This is a genomic window from Streptomyces sp. NPDC058307 (genome assembly GCF_042880295.1).
Classification (GTDB): domain Bacteria; phylum Actinomycetota; class Actinomycetes; order Streptomycetales; family Streptomycetaceae; genus Streptomyces.
Genome location: NZ_JBHVYZ010000070.1, coordinates 24532 through 42198 on the forward strand (window position 1 = coordinate 24532; position 17667 = coordinate 42198).

A 17667-nucleotide genomic window follows, 5' to 3' on the forward strand; every position below is an offset into this window, starting at 1 on the left:
GCCGGTGCTCGACCACGACAAGGAGGCCGACGCCCACGACGCCATGGCCTCCGGCACCGGGATCGTCACCCGCAGGCTCGCCGCCGCCCGGCCGGCGACCCGGGGCACGGGCGCCGACCTGACGTACGGCATGGCCAGGACGGCCGCCATGCGGCTGCCCGGCGCGGTCGTGATCGCCGACGGCCGGGCGCTGCCGTTCCCGGACGGAGCGTTCGACGCCGTCACCAGCGTGTGGCTGCCGCACCTCCTCGACCGGCCCGAGGACGTGCGGGCCGAGGACACCGAGTGCGCCCGGGTGCTCAGGCCGGGCGGGGTGTACGTCACCACCGTCGACAAGGTGGCGCCAGGCCCCGGACGCGGCGCCGCTCGTCGAGTCGTACGCCGCCGTCCACCTCCTGCACCCGGCCGACCGGGCCCGCTTCCCGGGTGTTCACCCGGCTGCCGCCCGGCGACCCGCTCACGCCGCGGTTCGCCGAGGAGCTGGAGGGCTCCCGGACGGGGAACTCCCGCGTCCCGACCCGGTGTTCAACCCGGTGTTCAGCCTCCCGGTGTTCCGGAAGGCCGGCTGAAGTCCATGGTCCAGTTGGTCACCCACCTCTCCCCGCCGTCCACGGAGAACGCCTGCTCCCAGCGGGCCCCTCGCACCGAGACGTCCGCCCACACGAACCGCACCCGCACGTCCTTCCCGTCGTACGCGTCGTCGCCGTAGAACTCGCCGCGACCGGCCTCGAACCGCCCGACGACCGGCGGGAACAGCGTCCCGCTGCGGCTCGCGGCCCAGTTCAGCGACCACTGCCCGGTCGCCCGGTCGAAGAGCCGCAGGGTCGCGCCCTTGGCCTCCAGGTGCGGCATGTCGATCTCGTCGATGTTCGCGGCCCCGTCGAACAGCGGCCAGCAGCGGCTGGTGGCCCGGAACTCCTCCCAGCCGCTGTCCGGATCCAGAAAATCGGTGCGGCGGCGGTTGACGACCTCCCACTCGCCGTGGAGGAAGTCGAAGTCGTGGGGGCTGCTCATGAGCGGTCCCCCGTGGTTCCCTCGGGCAGCGAATCCGCCAAGTAGGCCTCCAGGTCGGGGACTTCGGGCGCGAGCAGGTGCCGTACCCAGGCGTCCCGTTCGTGCGCGATCGGCGGGAGCTCCCAGACGCAGCCGATCCAGGGCAGGTCCGGCTTGACGAAGTGCGTGGGGTCGAGGTCCGGACAGTGGAGCGCGGGCTGTCCGGCGGCGGCGCCACGGAAGTGGAGGACGTTGTCCCACACCCAGCTGTAGGCGTTGAGGTAGGCGCCGGTGTCCGTACCCCGGTGCAGCACGACGAAGGTCGCGGGCGGGGTGCCGTCCGGTTCCGGCAGCAGCTCCGGGAGGATCTCGTACGCGCCCTTCTCGACCTCCGGCGCGATGCCGGCCGGGTCGGCGGTGACGTGGTAGCGCTTGACGTGCCGCCCGGCGACGTCGATCGGCGGTGGCACGGTCAGCAGTTTCTCGGTGAAAGCCATGCGCGGGACGCTAGGCCCGCTTCACTGACATCCTGTGTCAGTGAAGGCCGGCCGACTCGTCTCGATCCTCCTCCTGCTCCAGACCCGGGGCCGGATGACCGCCGCCCAGCTCGCCGACGAGCTGGAGGTGTCCGTGCGCACGGTCTACCGGGACGTCGAGGCGCTGAGCGCGGCCGGCGTCCCGCTGTACGGCGACGCGGGCCACGCCGGCGGCTACCGCCTGCTCGACGGCTACCGCACCCGGCTGACCGGCCTCACCGCTCAGGAGGCCGAGGCCCTCTTCCTCGCCGGAGCGCCAGGTCCCGCCGCCGAGCTGGGCCTGGGGCCCGTCCTCGCCGCCGCCCGGCTGAAGGTGCGGGCCGCGCTGCCGGCGGAACTGCGGGCCCACGCCGACCGGATCAGCGGACGCTTCCACCTCGACACGCCCGGGTGGTACGCGGAGGCCGAACAGACACCGTTCCTCCCGGCGGTGGCGGAGGCGGTGTGGAGCAGCCTGGTGCTCCGGGTCCGGTACCGCCGCTGGGCCGAACCGACCGATGTGGAGCGGCGGCTGGAACCGTACGGACTGGTGTCGAAGGCGGGCCGCTGGTACGTCGTCGCGGGTCCGGGACCGCGCACCTTCCGTGTGGACCAGATCCTCGAACTGGCCTCCACGGAAGAGGAGTTCGTTCGTCCCGAGGGCTTCGATCTGGCTGCCTGGTGGACGGCGTACCAGCGGGACTTCCACGACCGGCTGTACCGGAGCGAGGCGCTCGTGCGGCTGGCGCCGGGTGTGCGGCTGCCGAGGGCGGCCCATGTCCGTACCGATTCCGCAGGTCGGACCCTCGCCCGGGTCCCCATCGAGTCCGTGGAGCACGCCCATGGCGAATTCCTGCGCCTGGGCGCCGGCATCGAGGTGCTGGAGCCCCCCGAGCTGCGCGCACGGATGGCGCGAACGGTCGCCGAACTGGCCGAAAGGTACGGCAACTCGGCTTCTCCGTGCGGCGACTGAGGGGTGGAACCCGTCCGTCCCCACAGCTTCGGAGGTTCACCCCGTGCAGCACCCGCACCCGCACCCCCACCGGCATCCCCACCCGCACCGCAGACGCCGGGTCCTCCTCTCGGCGACGACCGCCGCCGTGGCCCTCGTGGCCGCCGGTCTGACCGCGCTGTCGCCCGGCACGGCCGAGGCCGCCACCGCCCGCCAGGTCGAGAAGCTCGACCGGGGCGTCGTCAGCGTGCACACCAGCAGCGGCAACCTGGTCAGCTGGCGCTGGCTCGGCACCGACCCGAACGACGTGTCCTTCAACGTCTACCGCGCCGGCACGAAGGTCAACTCGACCCCGGTCACGGGTTCCACGAACTACTTCCACTCCGGCGCGCCCGCCGAGGCCGACTACACGGTCCGCGCGGTCGTCGGCGGTGTCGAGCAGGCGGACTCGGTCCACGCGGTCCAACTCCGCAGCGGCTACAAGGACGTTCCGATCAGCCCGCCGGCCGGCGGCACGACCCCGGACGGCGTCGCCTACACCTACGAGGCCAACGACGCGTCCGTGGCCGACCTCGACGGCGACGGGGCACTGGACTTCGTCCTCAAGTGGCAGCCGACCAACGCCAAGGACAACTCCCAGTCCGGCTACACCGGCAACACCATCCTGGACGGCGTCAAGCTCGACGGCACCCGGCTGTGGCGGATCGACCTGGGCCGCAACATCCGTTCCGGCGCGCACTACACGCAGTTCCAGGCGTACGACTACGACGGTGACGGCAAGGCCGAGATCGCCGTGAAGACGGCGGACGGCACGGTCGACGGCACGGGCGCGGTGATCGGCAGCTCGTCGGCCGACCACCGCAACTCCAGCGGTTATGTCCTGTCCGGCCCCGAGTACCTGACCATGTTCAACGGGCAGACCGGCAAGGCGATGCAGAGCGTCGACTACGTCCCGGCCCGGGGCACGGTGTCGTCATGGGGCGACTCGTACGGCAACCGGGTCGACCGCTTCCTCGCTGGGACGGCGTACCTGGACGGCGCCCGACCCTCCCTGGTCATGGCCCGCGGCTACTACACCCGCACGGTGATCGCCGCCTGGGACTGGCGGAACGGCGCCTTCACCCGCCGCTGGACCTTCGACACCAACTCCTCGACCAACAGCGGCAAGGGCTACGACGGTCAGGGCGACCACCAGTTGTCCGTCGCCGACGTCGACGGAGACGGCAGGGACGAGATCGTCTACGGCTCGATGGCCGTCGACGACAACGGCGACGGGCTGTGGACGACGAAGAACGGCCACGGCGACGCCATGCACGTCGGCGACCTGGACCCCGCACGGCCCGGCCTGGAGGAGTTCAAGGTCGACGAGGACGGCTCGAAGCCCGCTTCCTGGATGGCCGATGCCAGGACCGGCCAGATCATCTGGTCCACCGCCGCCAACGGCGACAACGGCCGGGGCGTCTCCGGGGACATCTGGGCGGGCAGCGCCGGAGCCGAGTCCTGGTCGTCGCGCGCCGACGGCGTCCGCGATCCGCAGGGCACCGTGGTCGCCAGCCGCAAGCCCTCCAGCATCAACTTCCTGTCCTGGTGGGACGGCGACACGGTCCGTGAACTCCTCGACGGCACTCACATCGACAAGTACGGCACCTCGTCCGACACCCGCCTGCTGACCGGAGCGTCGGTCCACTCCAACAACAGCACCAAGGCGACCCCGTCCCTGTCCGGCGACATCCTGGGCGACTGGCGCGAGGAGGTCGTCTGGCCGACGTCGGACAACACGGCCCTGCGGATCTATTCGACGCCGTACGAGACGACGACGAGGATCACGACCCTCCTCCACGACACCCAGTACCGCACGGCCCTGGCCTGGCAGAACACCGCCTACAACCAGCCCCCGCACCCGAGCTTCTACATCGGCGACGGCATGGCTACGGCACCGAGGCCGACGGTGTACACGCCGTGAACACAGGTGGGTGCGTGCGCCCTGCGGAGCACGCACCCACCCGGGCGGCTAACTGAAGCCGCCGCTGAAATCGCTGTTGAGCTGCGCGGAGCAGATGTTGTAACCGCCCTGGGCCCGGCCCTTCTTCGTCTTGCCGTCGATGGTGACCGAGCACTGGACGTTCCCGCCGCCCATGAGCTGAGCGGTCACCTGGTAGTAGAGGGAGTTCTCGTCGACGCTCAGTGTCTTCTCCATCGGCAGTCCCTTGCCCTGGAGGTTGGTGCCGTCGCTGCCGTAGGTGATGTCGACGCCCGCGGGCGCGGAGCCCCACACCTTGAAGACCGCCTTGCCACTGGGGGCGGTGTCGGCACTGTCCGCCGTGTTCGCCTCGGCCTTCGCCGTGGCCGTCCTGGTGACGGTCACCGTGGGTGCGGGCTTCGCCTTGGTGTCGACCTGCGCCCGAGCGGTGACCGTGGCCGTGACGGTGGCGGCCGGCTCGGCGGAGGCCGGCTCGGCGGAGGCCTTCTTGCCCCCGCCGTCGCCGTTGCCCGCGGCCCCGATGCCCACGCCCAGGAGCAGGACGCCCACAGCGACGGGGATGAGCACCCGCTTGCGGGTCCAGCCCGGCCGGGACGTGGGCGGAACGGGCGGCGGTCCGAAACCGGGCGGCGGAGAGTCAGGAGGCGGAGGCGGCTGCGTGTACGACATGGTGCCCCCTGAGTTTTTTCGTGGGAAATGAGCGTAACGGAGAATGTGAAGGAAGGGTGAGAGATATGCACGAGGGGTGATCCAGTTGTGACCTGGGGACCCCGTGCGCAGGGAAAAGGGCGCGTACCCGTGCGGTACGCGCCCTCGGCGGTGCCGTCAGGTGACCGTGCAGTTCTGGTCGCCCAGTTTGAACGCGGTCGGTTTCCCGTTCGTCCCCGACCAGCTCCCCGTGAAGCCGAAGCTCACCGAGGAGCCCGCCGCCACGTTTGCGTTCCAGCCGACGTTCTTCGCCGTGACCGTCGAGCCCGACTGGGTGGACTCGGCGTTCCAGGTCTGGGAGATCGTCTGGGCGTTGGGGAAGGTCCAGCCGAGTGTCCAGCCGGTCCAGGCACTGGAACCGGTGTTGCTCAGCTGGACGTCCGCCTGGAAACCGCCCGACCACTGGTTGGTGATCTTGTATGTCACCGCGCAGGCGCCCGTCGGGGTCGGGTCCGGCGGGTCCGTCGGATCGGTGCCGCCGCCTCCACCGGTGTCGGACGTGTCGCCGTAGATCACACCCCGGCCGTTGGTCGAGATGTACACGCGGCCGTACACCCGCGGGTCACCGGTGATGGCTCCGCCGGTCCAACCCCACTGATGGGCGTCGTCGTTGACGCGGGTCCAGCTCGCACCCTTGTCCGTCGAGCGGAAGATGCCACGGACCCCGCCGATCTTCGCGCTGGTGTAGAGCGTCTGGTACGACGCCCCGGTCGCCGCCTTCCCGAAGCCGATCGTGTCGGCCTGGTCGACGTTCGACAGCTTCGTCCAGCTCGTGCCGGCGTCCGTCGAGTGCCACAGACCGTACGCCCCGTCACTCGCCCCGCCCGCGAGCCAGACGTCACCCTTCACCCCGGGCAGCGCCTTGAAGCGCACGCTGTCACCGCTCGGCAGCCCGGTCGCCGAGGACGCCGTGAACGTCGCCCCGCCGTCCGAACTCACGTAGAACTTGCCGGACTTGAAGCCGTAGAAGGTCCGAGGGTCGACCCGGTCGGACTCGACGATCGCGCCCGCCGGAATGCCGCTCGACGCCGCCCAGGACGAGCCGAAGCCCGTCGTGTACTGCACTCCCGTGCCGTCCGGGCTCCACACGAACCGGCTGCCGTCCGCCGCGGCGGCCACCGTCCCGCCCCCGCTCACGCCCGAAGGGTCGGTCCCCGCGAACCAGTTGGCCCCGTTGTCCGTCGAGAAGGCGATGTGCGGCCCGGAGTCCAGATTGCCGACCCGCACGACCGTGTTCGGGTTCGTCTCCGCGAAGTCCAGACTCGTGGTCGTGGTGAAGTTCGGGGAGGTGAACATCGTCGACGGGACCTTGGTGAGGTCCGTGTGCCGGAAGCCGCCGATGTCACCGAGCGCGCTCAGCAGCGGGGCGCCCGAGGGTGGTGAGGCGAGGTCGTTGACCGCCGTCTCCTCCAGGCCCCGCACCATCGGCTTGATGGTGAACTGACTGCCGGAGTCCCAGTTCGTGAGGTTCTCCGTGCCGTAGAGGGTCGCTCCCGTCCCGTACATCATGCGGTTCGAGTTGAACGGGTCGATCTCCAGCGACTCCGTCATCCATCCCAGCTTCGGCGCCTGTTCGGGCGGCGAGGGATTCGCGCCCCAGGTGAGCCACGGGGAGGAGGAGACGTCCATGGTGTAGCGGTTCGCGCGGTTGGGGTACGACGAGTAGTCCCACGCCTTCGTCCAGGTCGCCCCGCTGTCCGTGGAGCGGAAGATCTGGGTGTCCGGCCACCAGGAGCTGTAGGCGGTGGCCATGAGGGTGCCGGGCTTCTGCCGGTCCACGGTGAGGCCGCTGAAGCCGTAGTAGGTGTCGGCCTCCGCGACCGGGCTGATGTTCGTCCAGGTGCCGGTCGCCGTCGCGTACCGCCACACCTGGCCCTTGCCGCCGTCGTACGGCCCGCCCTTGTCGCTGTAGGAGAGGTACAGATAGCCGCCCGCCGCGTCCAGGACACCCTTGTGGGCCAGGTAGCCGGTCGGCTGGCCGGCGAGCCGCGTCCAGGTCGCGCCCGCGTCCATCGACCGGTACACCGAGTTCTGGAGGTCCGCGACGCCCACGTAGATCGCCCGGGTGGCGCTCCCGGACGTTCCCGTCGACTCGTCGAAGGTCACCCAGACGACGCCCTGGTTGTCGCTGGCGTAGCCGCTGGTGTCGCTCGGATCCTGCTGGTAGTTGCCGACGTTGGGGAAGTTCGCCACCTGCGACCAGCTGACCCCCGAGTCCGTGGACCGCCACAGTCCCTTGCCGCTCGGCGCCCCCAGATACAGCACGCTGTTCTTGTTCGGGTCGACCGCCAGCCGCTCACCCATGCCCCGCCCCGGCATGTTGCCGCCCAGCTTGAAGGGCAGGTCGGTCTTCTGCCAGCTCGCGCCCCGGTTCGCGGAGCGCAGGACCGCGCCGTTGCCCGGGTCCCAGCTGTTGGTGTACGTCCCGACGGCCGCGTACACCCTGTTCGGGTCCACGGCGTCGGAGGCCAGACTGACCACGCCGGTGTGCCCCCAGTCGTTCCAGCCGACCGAGTCGAGCAGCGGCGTCCAGGTCTTCGAGGACTCCTGCCAGCGGTAGGCGCCGCCGATGTCCGTGCGGGCGTACGCCAGGTTCTTCTCCTTGCGGTTGAAGACGATGCCCGGCACGAAACCGCCGCCGTCGATCCGGGCGTTCTTCCAGGTGTACGTGTCGGCGGCGAGCGAGACCTTCGCGGTGCTGTCGGCCGCCAGTGCGGGCGGGGTGCCGGCGAGCAGCCCGGCCGCGAGCGCGAGCACGGCCGTGAGGATGCGGGTTCTTCGCACGGGGGGTCCTTTCCGGAAAGGGGGAGTGTGGGGTAAGCGCTTTCCGTCTGGTGCGAGAGTTGCCGGGCGACCCCCAGTGCGGGAGGGGGCCGCCCGGCTGTTTCGGCCCCGCCGTCAGGTGGCGGAGCCTTATACGCGAAGCCTTCGAGCGGTTCCGCAGGATGAGCGGTGAGGTGACGCGCCCTTGGGGGCGCGGGACTGCATCGATTGTGCGGCTCCGCCGCGCGAGCGCGACCAGCCACAACGGACCCGCAGCCAATCAACGGCCCAACCCGCGGAGCGCTCGGCGGGGGCTATTCGAGAAGCTCCGCGTACGACCCCATGGCCAGGGCGATGTCCGCCTGGGCCCAGAACCGGTGGTACGTGAACGACGGCACCGCGCCGCCCTTGAGGTAGGCCTCGATCTTCGACCAGGCCGGGTCGCTCTTGTAGAAGGACCGGATCGACTCGAAGGTCGACGACGCGTTGATCGCGTCACCGTTCGGCATGGTCCCGGTCCAGCCGCTCGGGACGTACACCGAGTCGTCGAACCGGTTGTAGTCCGCCCGGTTCTCCGGCACCGCGATGCCCAGGCTGTCCTGGTAGTTGTTCCACATGCCGTCCAGCAGCGACTTGGCCGTGGAAGCGGCCTGGGTGTCACCACTGCGGTCCGCGTAGTACGTCAGGGTCTTGGCGTACGCGGCGGCCACTCCGACGTCGTTGGTGTAGTCGGCGACGGTGACGTGAAGTCCGCTGTTGGCGCCGGGACTCGACGCGTTCCAGGTGTCGGGCTGGCCCGACCACTGAAGCGTCGACGGGATCTGGTACGTGCCGTCCGGGTTGATCGTGGTCTTGGACAGCGCCCACTTGACCCACTTGTCGAGGACCGCCTTGGCCTGCGCGTTCCCCGTCTGCTGGTAGTACTCGGCGACCCGCTCCATCGACCATGCCTGGAAGCCGAACCACTGGTTGGACGGCGGGTCGTGGTAGACGGGCTGCTCGTCGTAGTACATGCCGTAGAAGGTCGACTTGCCGGCCGGGGGAGTCGCGTAACGGCCCGCCCAGCTGTTGGTCGCACCGCCCGCGATGGCGCCCTCGTCGGACTGCAGCCAGCGGTAGAACTCCAGCTGCCGGCCGAGCGAGGTGTTCCAGTCCGAGGCGCCCGTGGCCGACTTGGGCTTGAGGTCGGCGTAGTTGCTCAGCGCGTACGCGGCCATCGGGTTCTGGTAGCCGCCGTGCGCGTGACTGGATCCGATGCGCCAGGCCCAGCCCGCCGAGGTGTCGGTGGCGCCGCCCCAGGCGTAGTACCAGGACAGCAGGTACATCGAGGCGTCCTTGCCGGTACCGGCCGCGCAGGTGGAGGGACCGACACAGTTGCCGATCTTCTTGAAGTACTTGTCGTACATGGCGTAGCGCAGATAGTCGCCCATCTTCGCGGCCTTGCCCACGGTCGTGGAGACGTCGGAGCCCTTGCCCTGCTCCTTGGCCCAGGTGTCGGCCCAGTAAGCGGCCTGCACCGCACGCGCGTCGGCGTCCGGGGCGTCGGTGAACTTCCACTGCTTGGCGTACGAGGAGTCACCCGTGAACAGGTCCAGGTAGCCGTTCTTGCCGCCGTACTTGAACTGGTCGCAGGTCGGCTGCGGCACCGTCTCCCACACCGACTCCTGCGCACCGCGCTGGAAGGTGTTGATGTACGACGGTCCGGTGTCGGTCGGTCCCGCCTCGCACTTGCCGGGCGCGTTGCCGTAGCCGTAGACGTTGTCGACGTCCTGGAGCCAGTGCATGCCGTAGATGTCGTCCGTGCCGTACGCGCTCTTCAGCTCACCGGCGATCGGGTCGGAGCCTACCGACACCGAGGAGTCCAGCTTCGCCGGGTACTCGTTCGGGGTGTCCAGCTCGGGCGCGTAGGTCGCCGGCTTGGAGGCGTTGTAGAAGGAGTTGGTCGGCTGGTCGGCGTGCGTGGGGATCATGTACTTCTCCATGATGTCCCAGGCACCGTTGAACTTGGACCAGTCGCCCGTCACCTTGCCGTACATGGCCTGCAGCCACAGGAGGTAGCTGTACGCCTCCGACGTGGTCTCGTGGCCCTGGTCCGGCGCCTCGACGATCAGTGTCTCGACCGAGTGGTAGGGGATGCCCTCGGGGGAGAAGTAGCCGTTCGCCGGGTTGGTGATCTTGCCGTACAGATCCAGGAAGCGGGCGTTGTACGTGCCCGTCGCCGTGATCTGGGTGACCGTCACCGAGGCCTTGGCGTGGCCGGTCGCCGTCGACTCGAAGGTCGCCGCTCCGGTGCCGGAGGCGTTGCCGGTGATCGTCACCGTCTGCGCGGTGTTCCAGTTCGACGGGGTGAAGGTCAGCGAGGCCCCGCCGGTCACCGTGAGCCCCGAGTTGCCGCTCGTGCGGGCGGTCGTGACGGTCACGTTGGCCGAGGGCTGCGTCGACAGCTTCACGGTGTAGGTGCCCGTCTTGCCCTGCTGGACGGCGAGTTGGGTGGCCGAGGCGACGACCGCGGGACCCGAGGCGACGGTGATGCCGACGGGTGTCGACTCACCGGACGCGCCCAGGCTGTCGTACGCCTTCGCAAGGAGCGAATGACTGCCCACGGTCAAGCTTGAGGCCGAGAGCGAGTACGGCGAGGTCGTGTCGGTGCCCAGCAGTGTGGTGTTGTCGTAGAACTCCACCTTGCTGATGGTCGCGTTGTCCGCGGCGGCGGCCGTCGCGGCGAGCGGGACCGCGGTGCCCTGGGTGTAGACCGCGCCCGCGGCCGGGCTGGTCAGCACGGTGATCGGCGGCTGGTGGGCGCCGGTGCAACTCGTGCCGTTGACGGCGAAGTCGGTTGGAGCGGCGTTGCTGCCGCTGTAGGTGAACTGCGCCCCGGTGGTGACGGCGGCACCCGCGGCGATGTTCGCGTTGTACGAGGCGTTCTTGACCGTGACCGCCTGGCCGGACTGGGACCACGTGCCGTTCCAGCCGTTGCTCAGCTTCTGGTTGCCCGCGTAGCTGTACGTCAGGGTCCAGCCGTTGATGGCGTCCGTGCCGCGGTTGGTGATCGTCAGATCCGCGGTGAAACCGGAGCCCCAGTCATTGGTCTTGTAGTCGACACTGCACTGAACTGACGCTGCTTGTGCGGGAGTTGAAGCCGCACTCAGCATCGCGAACGGCAGTGCCATGGCCGCCACGACAGCGGTCCACAATCGCCGGACGGGCCGGCGTCTCCTGGTGGGGGGCATTGCTGGTTCCTCCTTGTGCGGCTCGGAGAAGTCAAGGCTTGAACCAGTGGGAGCGCTCCCATAGTGAGGACGAGCCTTCAAGGGGTCAAGGTGCTTGAAGAGTCGAAAAGATTCGACGAACCGGTCTCGGGAAAAGTCAAGTGACCCCCCTGTTCTTTGCCGTCACTTGGCGCTACCTTCCTTGGCACCAGTGGGAGCGGTTCCATCAGTCGACGCGTCCGTAACGGCGCGCTGGTCTGCAAGGAGTCGCTCATGCGACACCCCCCGCGTTCAGTACCTTTACTCAGGTTCGCCCCGCGAAGGACGCGCCGGTCACGTCGGCCGGCCCGTTTTTCTGCTGGGGGTCCGGGGGTCATCCCCCGGGGGAAAGCAGCAGCCGTTGCCGGCGCGGTCGCCCTTATCGGGTCCGTGACGGTGCCGGTGGTCACGGCGTCCGGCGCCGCCCCTGCCTGCTCGGTGGAGTACTCCGTCACCAGCCAGTGGGGCAGCGGCTTCCAGGGTGCCGTGAAAATCACCAACAACATGGCCGCCGTGAGCAGTTGGAGCCTCACGTTCGACTTCGCCGGCGGCCAGAAGCTCACCCAGGGCTGGAACGCCACATGGTCCCAGTCCGGTACGACGGTCACCGCTGCCAACGAGAGCTACAACGGCTCGCTGGCCACCGGAGCGAGCGTCAGCGCCGGATTCATCGCGTCCTGGTCCGGGAGCAACGCCGTCCCGACCTCGTTCAAGCTCAACGGCACCAGCTGCAACACGGCTGCCGAGCCCTCGCCCACGCCGGACCCGACGGACCCGGCCGAGGGCACACCCCCGGCTCTTCGGGTCTCCGGCAACAAGCTCGTGGACGCAGCCGGCACCACCCGTCGGCTGCTCGGGGTGAACCGGTCCGGCGGCGAGTTCATGTGCGTCCAGGGCCGCGGCATCTTCGACGGCCCGGTCGACGACGCCTCCGTCAAGGCGATCGCCGACTGGAAGGCCAACACGGTCCGCATCCCTCTCAACGAGGAGTGCTGGCTGGGACTGTCCAACATCGACCCGGCCTACGCCGGGGCGAACTACATCAACGCCGTCAAGGACCTGGTCGCCAAGGTCAAGGCGCACGGCATGACACCCGTGGTCGAACTGCACTGGACCTACGGGCAGTACACCGGCAACTCCGCCGGCTGCTCCGACGTGCACGCAAGCTGCCAGAAGCCGATGCCCGACATGCAGTACACGCCCTCCTTCTGGGCCTCGGTGGCCAACACCTTCAAGAGCGACCGGTCCGTCGTCTTCGACCTGTTCAACGAGCCCTACCCGGACCGCGCCACCTCCACGACCACCCAGGCGTGGCAGTGCTGGCGGGACGGCGGCAGCTGCCCGGGCATCGGGTACGAGGTCGCCGGTATGCAGGATCTCGTCGACAGCGTCCGGGGCACCGGCGCGACCAACCTGATCCTGGCCGGCGGGATCGCCTACTCCAACGACCTCAGCCAGTGGCTGACCTACAAACCGGCCGACCCGGCGGGCAATCTCGCCGCCGCCTGGCACGTGTACAACTTCAACACCTGCTCCACCGAGAGCTGCTGGAACTCCACGCTCGCGCCGGTGGCCGCCCAAGTCCCGCTCGTGGCGGGGGAGATCGGCGAGAACACCTGCGCGCACGGCTTCATCGACCAGGTCATGAAGTGGTTCGACAGCCATGGCCTGTCGTACCTCGGCTGGACCTGGAACACCTGGGACTGCTCTGCCGGACCGTCCCTGATCAGCAGCTACGACGGCACACCCACAGCGTTCGGCACCGGGCTGCGTGACCATCTGCGTGCCCTGAACGGATAGCACCCCGCTCGACGCACAGCACCCGCTCGACGCACAGCACCCGCTTGACGGACAACACCCGCGAACGAGAAGGAAACCCGCACTCATGAGTCGTACGAGAACAGCGCTCCTCGCTGCCCTGGCGCTCGTCGCCGGGGCCTCCGGGACCGCGCTAGCAGTCGCCCCCGGGGACGTGGGCCTCGCCGCCGTCCCCTGCACCGTGGACTACAAGGTGCAGAACCAGTGGGACACCGGCTTCACCGCAGCCGTCACGATCACCAACAACAGCGCCGCCAAGTCGAGTTGGTCGCTGAAGTGGTCGTACGCCGGAAACCAGAAGGTCACCAGCGGCTGGAACGCCAAGGTCAGCCAGAGCGGGACGGCCGTCACCGCCGCCAACGAGAGCTACAACGGCACGCTCCCCACCGGCGGTTCGGCCAGCTTCGGCTTCCAGGGCACCTACAGCGGCACCAACGCCGTCCCGGCCACCTTCACTCTCGACGGTGTGACCTGCAACGTCGACGGCGGCGGCGGCCCTACCGACCCCCCTCCGACCGATCCCGGCACCCCCGGCACCAAGGTCGACAACCCGTACGCCGGCGCCAAGGTGTACGTGAACCCGGAATGGTCGGCGAAGGCCGCGGCCGAACCCGGTGGCAGCCGGATCTCCAACCAGCCCACCGCCGTGTGGCTCGACCGGATCGCCGCGATCAACGGCGTCAACGGCGGGATGGGACTGCGCGCCCACCTCGACAAGGCCCTGGAGCAGAAGGGCAGCGGCGAGCTCGTCGTCCAGCTCGTCATCTACGACCTGCCCGGCCGTGACTGCGCGGCACTCGCCTCCAACGGCGAACTCGGCCCGACGGAGATCGACAAGTACAAGACGCAGTACATCGACCCGATCGCGGCGATCCTCGCCGACCCCAAGTACGCCTCGCTGCGGATCGTCAACACGGTCGAGCTCGACTCGCTGCCCAACCTCGTCACCAACGTCTCGCCGCGGGCCACGGCCACCGCCAACTGCGACACGATGAAGGCCAACGGCAACTACGTCAAGGGCGTCGGCTACGCGCTCAACAAGCTCGGTGACGCACCCAACGTCTACAACTACGTGGATGCCGGTCACCACGGCTGGCTCGGCTGGGACGACAACTTCTCTTCGAGCATCCAGACGATCAAGCAGGCGGCCACCGCCGAGGGCGCCACGGTCAACGACGTGCAGGGCTTCATCACCAACACCGCCAACTACAGCGCGCTGAAGGAGCAGTACTTCACCATCAACGACTCCGTGAACGGCAAGTCCGTGCGCGAGTCCAAGTGGGTGGACTGGAACCGGTACACCGACGAGCTCTCCTACGCCCAGGCGTTCCGGCAGGAGGCCGTGAACCAGGGCTTCCCCTCGGGCGTCGGCATGCTGATCGACACCTCCCGCAACGGCTGGGGCGGCACCGCCCGGCCCACCGGTCCCGGTGCCACCACGGACGTGGACACCTACGTCAACGGCGGCCGGATCGACCGGCGTATCCACGTCGGCAACTGGTGCAACCAGTCCGGGGCCGGCCTCGGTGAGCGCCCGAAGGCCAGCCCGGCCGCCGGGATCGACGCCTACGTGTGGGTCAAGCCTCCGGGTGAGTCCGACGGGTCCAGCTCCGCGATCGCGAACGACGAGGGCAAGGGCTTCGACCGGATGTGCGACCCGACGTACACCGGCAACCCGCGCAACAACAACAACATGTCCGGTGCGCTGCCGAACGCCCCGCTGTCGGGGCACTGGTTCTCGGCGCAGTTCCAGGAGCTCATGAAGAACGCGTACCCGGCGCTCTAGCCGGTCCGGGGGCGGTTCGATGTGAGTTGCGGGTCCGTTGTGGCTGGTCGCGCCCGCGCGGCGGAGCCGCATGTTGATACAGACCCGCGCCCCTAAGAGAATCACCCCGCCGGGGTCTGGTCAGTGCTCTGTGGCCAGGCCCCGGCGGATCGCGAACTCCGCCGCCGAATAGTCGCCGTCCGGGCGGTCCAGCACGTACGGCTCGGCCGGGAGCAGCGGCGGCTGTGCCATGAAGCGGGGGCGTGTGCCGTGGTGCGGTTGCGCCGCGTGGACCAGGAAGGGATGGCAGAGGTAGACGTCCCCGGGCCTGCCGGTGGCGTGGGCGAGCGGACGATGTTCCGAGGCCTTGTCCACCTGCGGGCCCAACTCCAGGAAGGAGGCGCCCTGTTCGCCGTACGGCTCCAGGACCGGCGGTACGTCGAGATGGGAGCCCACCCTGATACGGGTCGGGGCGTCGGCCTCGGTGACCTCGCTGAACAGGAACAGCATCAGCAGGGCGCGGTCCCGGGAGCGCAGGTTGGTGTGGTACATCCCGGCCGGCGCGTCCTCGGGGAGGTAGCTGCCTTCGATGTGCCAGCCCGCGTCGTCCGGTTCCTCCGCGTGCGGAAACCGCAACGGGAAAGTGCCCAGTGAGTAGCGGGGCTGCCAGCGGTCCTCACCCACCAGAAGGTCGAACGCCTCGTGCAGGACCGGCGAGTTGGCGGCGGCCGCGAACGGGCCCTGTGCCATCCCGGCCACCCACACCACCGGGTCCTTCCAGGAGGCCGGGTCCTCGGGGTCGTAGCCCGTCTCCCGCCACAGCAGCGACGCGCAGTGCTGGGCGACGCGGGGCGGGAAAGCACCCTCGATCTTCACGAATCCGTCTTCGAGGAAGCGCTCCACCAGTTCGTCGTCCATGGGGTCATCGTGAAGGACCGGCCGGGGTGGGCGCATCCTGTTTTCTTTGCGTCCGCTTTGCCGTGCTCTTTGCTGTCGTGGCAACATCACTGGCGTCTCGCGGTGCGTCGGCGCACGCTGGCCGCATCCCGAGGAGAGGCTGGCACCATGGCGCACGAGCACGGCACCCACGGTCACCACCACCACGACCACACCGACATCGACTGGTCCAGGATGGCCCAGCACCTGGAGACCCAGGCGGAACTGTTCACGCCCCTGTACGAACGGGCGCTGGCCTGGCTCGGGCACAAGCAGACCGAGCCGGGACTCATCGTCGACGCGGGCAGTGGGCCCGGGGTGCTGTCCTGTCTGCTCGCCGAGGCGTTTCCGGGCGCCCGGGTGGTCGCCGTCGACGGGGCCGAGCCGCTGCTGGATCGGGCGCGGGCCCGGGCCGAGCGGCTCGGCGTCGCCGACCGCTTCGGGGCCCTCGCCGGTGAACTGCCCGGTGTTCTCGAGGACTTGGACTATCCCGTCGACCTGCTCTGGGCCAGCCGGAGCCTGCACCACCTGGGGGACCAGCGGGCCGGGATCGCCGCGTTCGCCTCGCGGCTGGCACGGGGCGGCACGCTGGCGTTGCTGGAGGGCCGGCTGCCGGCGCGCTTTCTGCCCCGGGACATCGGGATCGGACGGCCCGGGCTCCAGGCGCGGCTCGACGCGCTGGAGGAGGAGTGGTTCGCGCAGATGCGGGCGGATCTGCCCGACTCCGTCTCCGAGGTCGAGGACTGGCCCGCGCTGATGGCCTCCGCCGGGCTGCGGCACACCGGCACCCGCAGCTTCATGCTGGATCTTCCGGCGCCGACGACCGATCGGGCCCGTGCGTACATCGCCGCGTCGCTGGGGCGGCTGCGGGACGTGTTCGGGGAGCTCCTGGAACCCGATGACCGGGACACTCTCGACCGGCTGCTCGATCTCGAGGACGCGGCGAGTGTGCACCGGCGGGCGGATGTGTTCGTGCTGGCGGTGCACACGGTGCACACGGCTGTGCGCACCGGTTGAGGGCGCCGACAGAACCTACCCGTTGGAGCCCGACCGTGCCGCCCGCACGGTGTGCGCCCGGGCGCCCGCGGAACTCACCCGGACGCAGTGGCGGCGCTGGTTCCCGTCGGCCGACTACCGCCAGGACTGCGGCACTTGACTTCGAGAAGGCTCCAACTGATGTACTCCCCGACATCCACGAGACGACAGAGAACACAGACGGAAGAACACAGGGGGAAACCATGTCCGACTCACCGGTCGCACTCATCACCGGCGGCGGCAGCGGTATCGGCGCCGCGGTCGCACGGCAACTGCTCGACGCGGGCCACCGCGTGGCCGTGACGGGGCGGGGCGAGCCGCGTCTGCGTGCCTTCGCCGAGGAACTGGGCAACCCGGACGTCGTCGGCAACGCCGCCGAGTACGGGGACGTCAAGGCGGCCGTCGACGGCACGCTCAAGGAGTTCGGCCGGCTGGACACGGTCGTCGCCAACGCGGGCTTCGCCACCCATGACACCGTGGCCGCGGGAGACCCCGCCGGCTGGACCGAGATGGTGCTGACCAACGTGCTCGGCCCCGCCCTCCTCATCCGCGCCTCCATCGACGCCCTCAAGGAGAGCCGCGGCCGGATCGTCCTGGTCGGCAGCGTCGCCGGGTTCGTCCACGGACCCGGCAACATCTACGGGGCCACGAAGTGGGCGGTGACCGGGCTCGCCGAGAACGCCCGCCGTGAGGTCACCGAGTTCGGTGTCGGCGTCACCCTGATCGCTCCGGGCCGCGTGGAGACGCCGTTCTGGGACAGCTACGGCAGCCTGCCGCCCGGCCACCTGCTCACCGCCGACCAGATCGCCGACTCGGTGGTGTGGGCCGTACGGCAGCCGGAGGGCGTCGACATCAACACCGTGGTCGTACGGCCGATCGGGCAGCCCGTCTGACGCGCGGAGCAGACCGGTTGACGCCGGACACACGAAGGCCGGCGGGGGGGCCCCAAGGCC

Annotated in this window: 12 protein-coding genes and 1 pseudogene; 7 read left to right on the top strand and 6 right to left on the bottom strand. The window is 69.5% G+C overall.

Annotated features, from left to right (window positions below):
- Nucleotides 1-4: 4 nt before the first annotated feature.
- A pseudogene (locus tag ACFVYN_RS34630) lies at nt 5-569 on the top strand (class I SAM-dependent methyltransferase).
- Here ACFVYN_RS34630 and ACFVYN_RS34635 read toward each other — a convergent pair.
- Both ACFVYN_RS34635 and ACFVYN_RS34640 read right to left on the bottom strand, forming a co-directional pair.
- Nucleotides 538-1014 carry a hypothetical protein gene (locus tag ACFVYN_RS34635; RefSeq protein ID WP_390005886.1) on the bottom strand — a complete coding sequence of 159 codons (477 nt, stop codon included), beginning with the start codon at nt 1012-1014 and terminating at the stop codon, nt 538-540. The pseudogene ACFVYN_RS34630 and the gene ACFVYN_RS34635 overlap by 32 nt on opposite strands.
- The gene (locus ACFVYN_RS34640) at nt 1011-1490 is read right to left on the bottom strand and encodes a hypothetical protein (protein ID WP_390005888.1); all 480 of its coding nucleotides are present in this window, start codon (nt 1488-1490) and stop codon (nt 1011-1013) included. The genes ACFVYN_RS34635 and ACFVYN_RS34640 overlap by 4 nt, the downstream gene beginning before the upstream one ends.
- A gap of 40 nt (nt 1491-1530) precedes the next feature.
- Between ACFVYN_RS34640 and ACFVYN_RS34645 the strand changes: the two genes are divergently transcribed.
- Entirely contained in the window at nt 1531-2481 is a 951-nt protein-coding gene (locus ACFVYN_RS34645) for a helix-turn-helix transcriptional regulator (protein ID WP_390005889.1), read from the top strand.
- Between the two features lie 43 nt (nt 2482-2524).
- Nucleotides 2525-4423, top strand: a complete 1899-nt coding sequence (locus ACFVYN_RS34650; RefSeq protein ID WP_390005891.1) for a rhamnogalacturonan lyase — start codon at nt 2525-2527, stop codon at nt 4421-4423.
- 48 nt (nt 4424-4471) lie between these two features.
- Here the strand turns inward: ACFVYN_RS34650 and ACFVYN_RS34655 are convergent, their stop codons facing one another.
- From ACFVYN_RS34655 to ACFVYN_RS34665, 3 genes are all read right to left on the bottom strand, one after another.
- Nucleotides 4472-5110 carry a hypothetical protein gene (locus tag ACFVYN_RS34655; protein ID WP_390005893.1) on the bottom strand — a complete coding sequence of 213 codons (639 nt, stop codon included), beginning with the start codon at nt 5108-5110 and terminating at the stop codon, nt 4472-4474.
- A 156-nt stretch (nt 5111-5266) separates the two neighbouring features.
- On the bottom strand, nt 5267-7933 hold the full coding sequence (locus tag ACFVYN_RS34660) for a cellulose binding domain-containing protein (protein ID WP_390005895.1): 2667 nt from the start codon (nt 7931-7933) through the stop codon (nt 5267-5269).
- 293 nt (nt 7934-8226) lie between these two features.
- On the bottom strand, nt 8227-11142 hold the full coding sequence (locus tag ACFVYN_RS34665) for a glycoside hydrolase family 48 protein (protein WP_390005897.1): 2916 nt from the start codon (nt 11140-11142) through the stop codon (nt 8227-8229).
- A 408-nt stretch (nt 11143-11550) separates the two neighbouring features.
- Between ACFVYN_RS34665 and ACFVYN_RS34670 the strand changes: the two genes are divergently transcribed.
- Nucleotides 11551-12960, top strand: coding sequence for a cellulase family glycosylhydrolase (locus ACFVYN_RS34670; protein WP_390005899.1), 1410 nt, complete (start codon nt 11551-11553; stop codon nt 12958-12960).
- A gap of 85 nt (nt 12961-13045) precedes the next feature.
- A complete protein-coding gene (locus tag ACFVYN_RS34675; RefSeq protein ID WP_390005901.1) occupies nt 13046-14764 on the top strand; it encodes a glycoside hydrolase family 6 protein in 1719 nt (572 codons plus the stop codon).
- 120 nt (nt 14765-14884) lie between these two features.
- Here ACFVYN_RS34675 and ACFVYN_RS34680 read toward each other — a convergent pair whose 3' ends face one another.
- Nucleotides 14885-15697, bottom strand: a complete 813-nt coding sequence (locus ACFVYN_RS34680) for a phytanoyl-CoA dioxygenase family protein (RefSeq protein WP_390005903.1) — start codon at nt 15695-15697, stop codon at nt 14885-14887.
- 111 nt (nt 15698-15808) lie between these two features.
- On the opposite strand from ACFVYN_RS34680, the gene ACFVYN_RS34685 reads away from it, so the two are divergent.
- Entirely contained in the window at nt 15809-16696 is an 888-nt protein-coding gene (locus tag ACFVYN_RS34685) for a class I SAM-dependent methyltransferase (RefSeq protein WP_390005905.1), read from the top strand.
- Between the two features lie 221 nt (nt 16697-16917).
- Entirely contained in the window at nt 16918-17607 is a 690-nt protein-coding gene (locus ACFVYN_RS34690) for an SDR family oxidoreductase (protein ID WP_390005907.1), read from the top strand.
- Nucleotides 17608-17667: the final 60 nt, after the last annotated feature.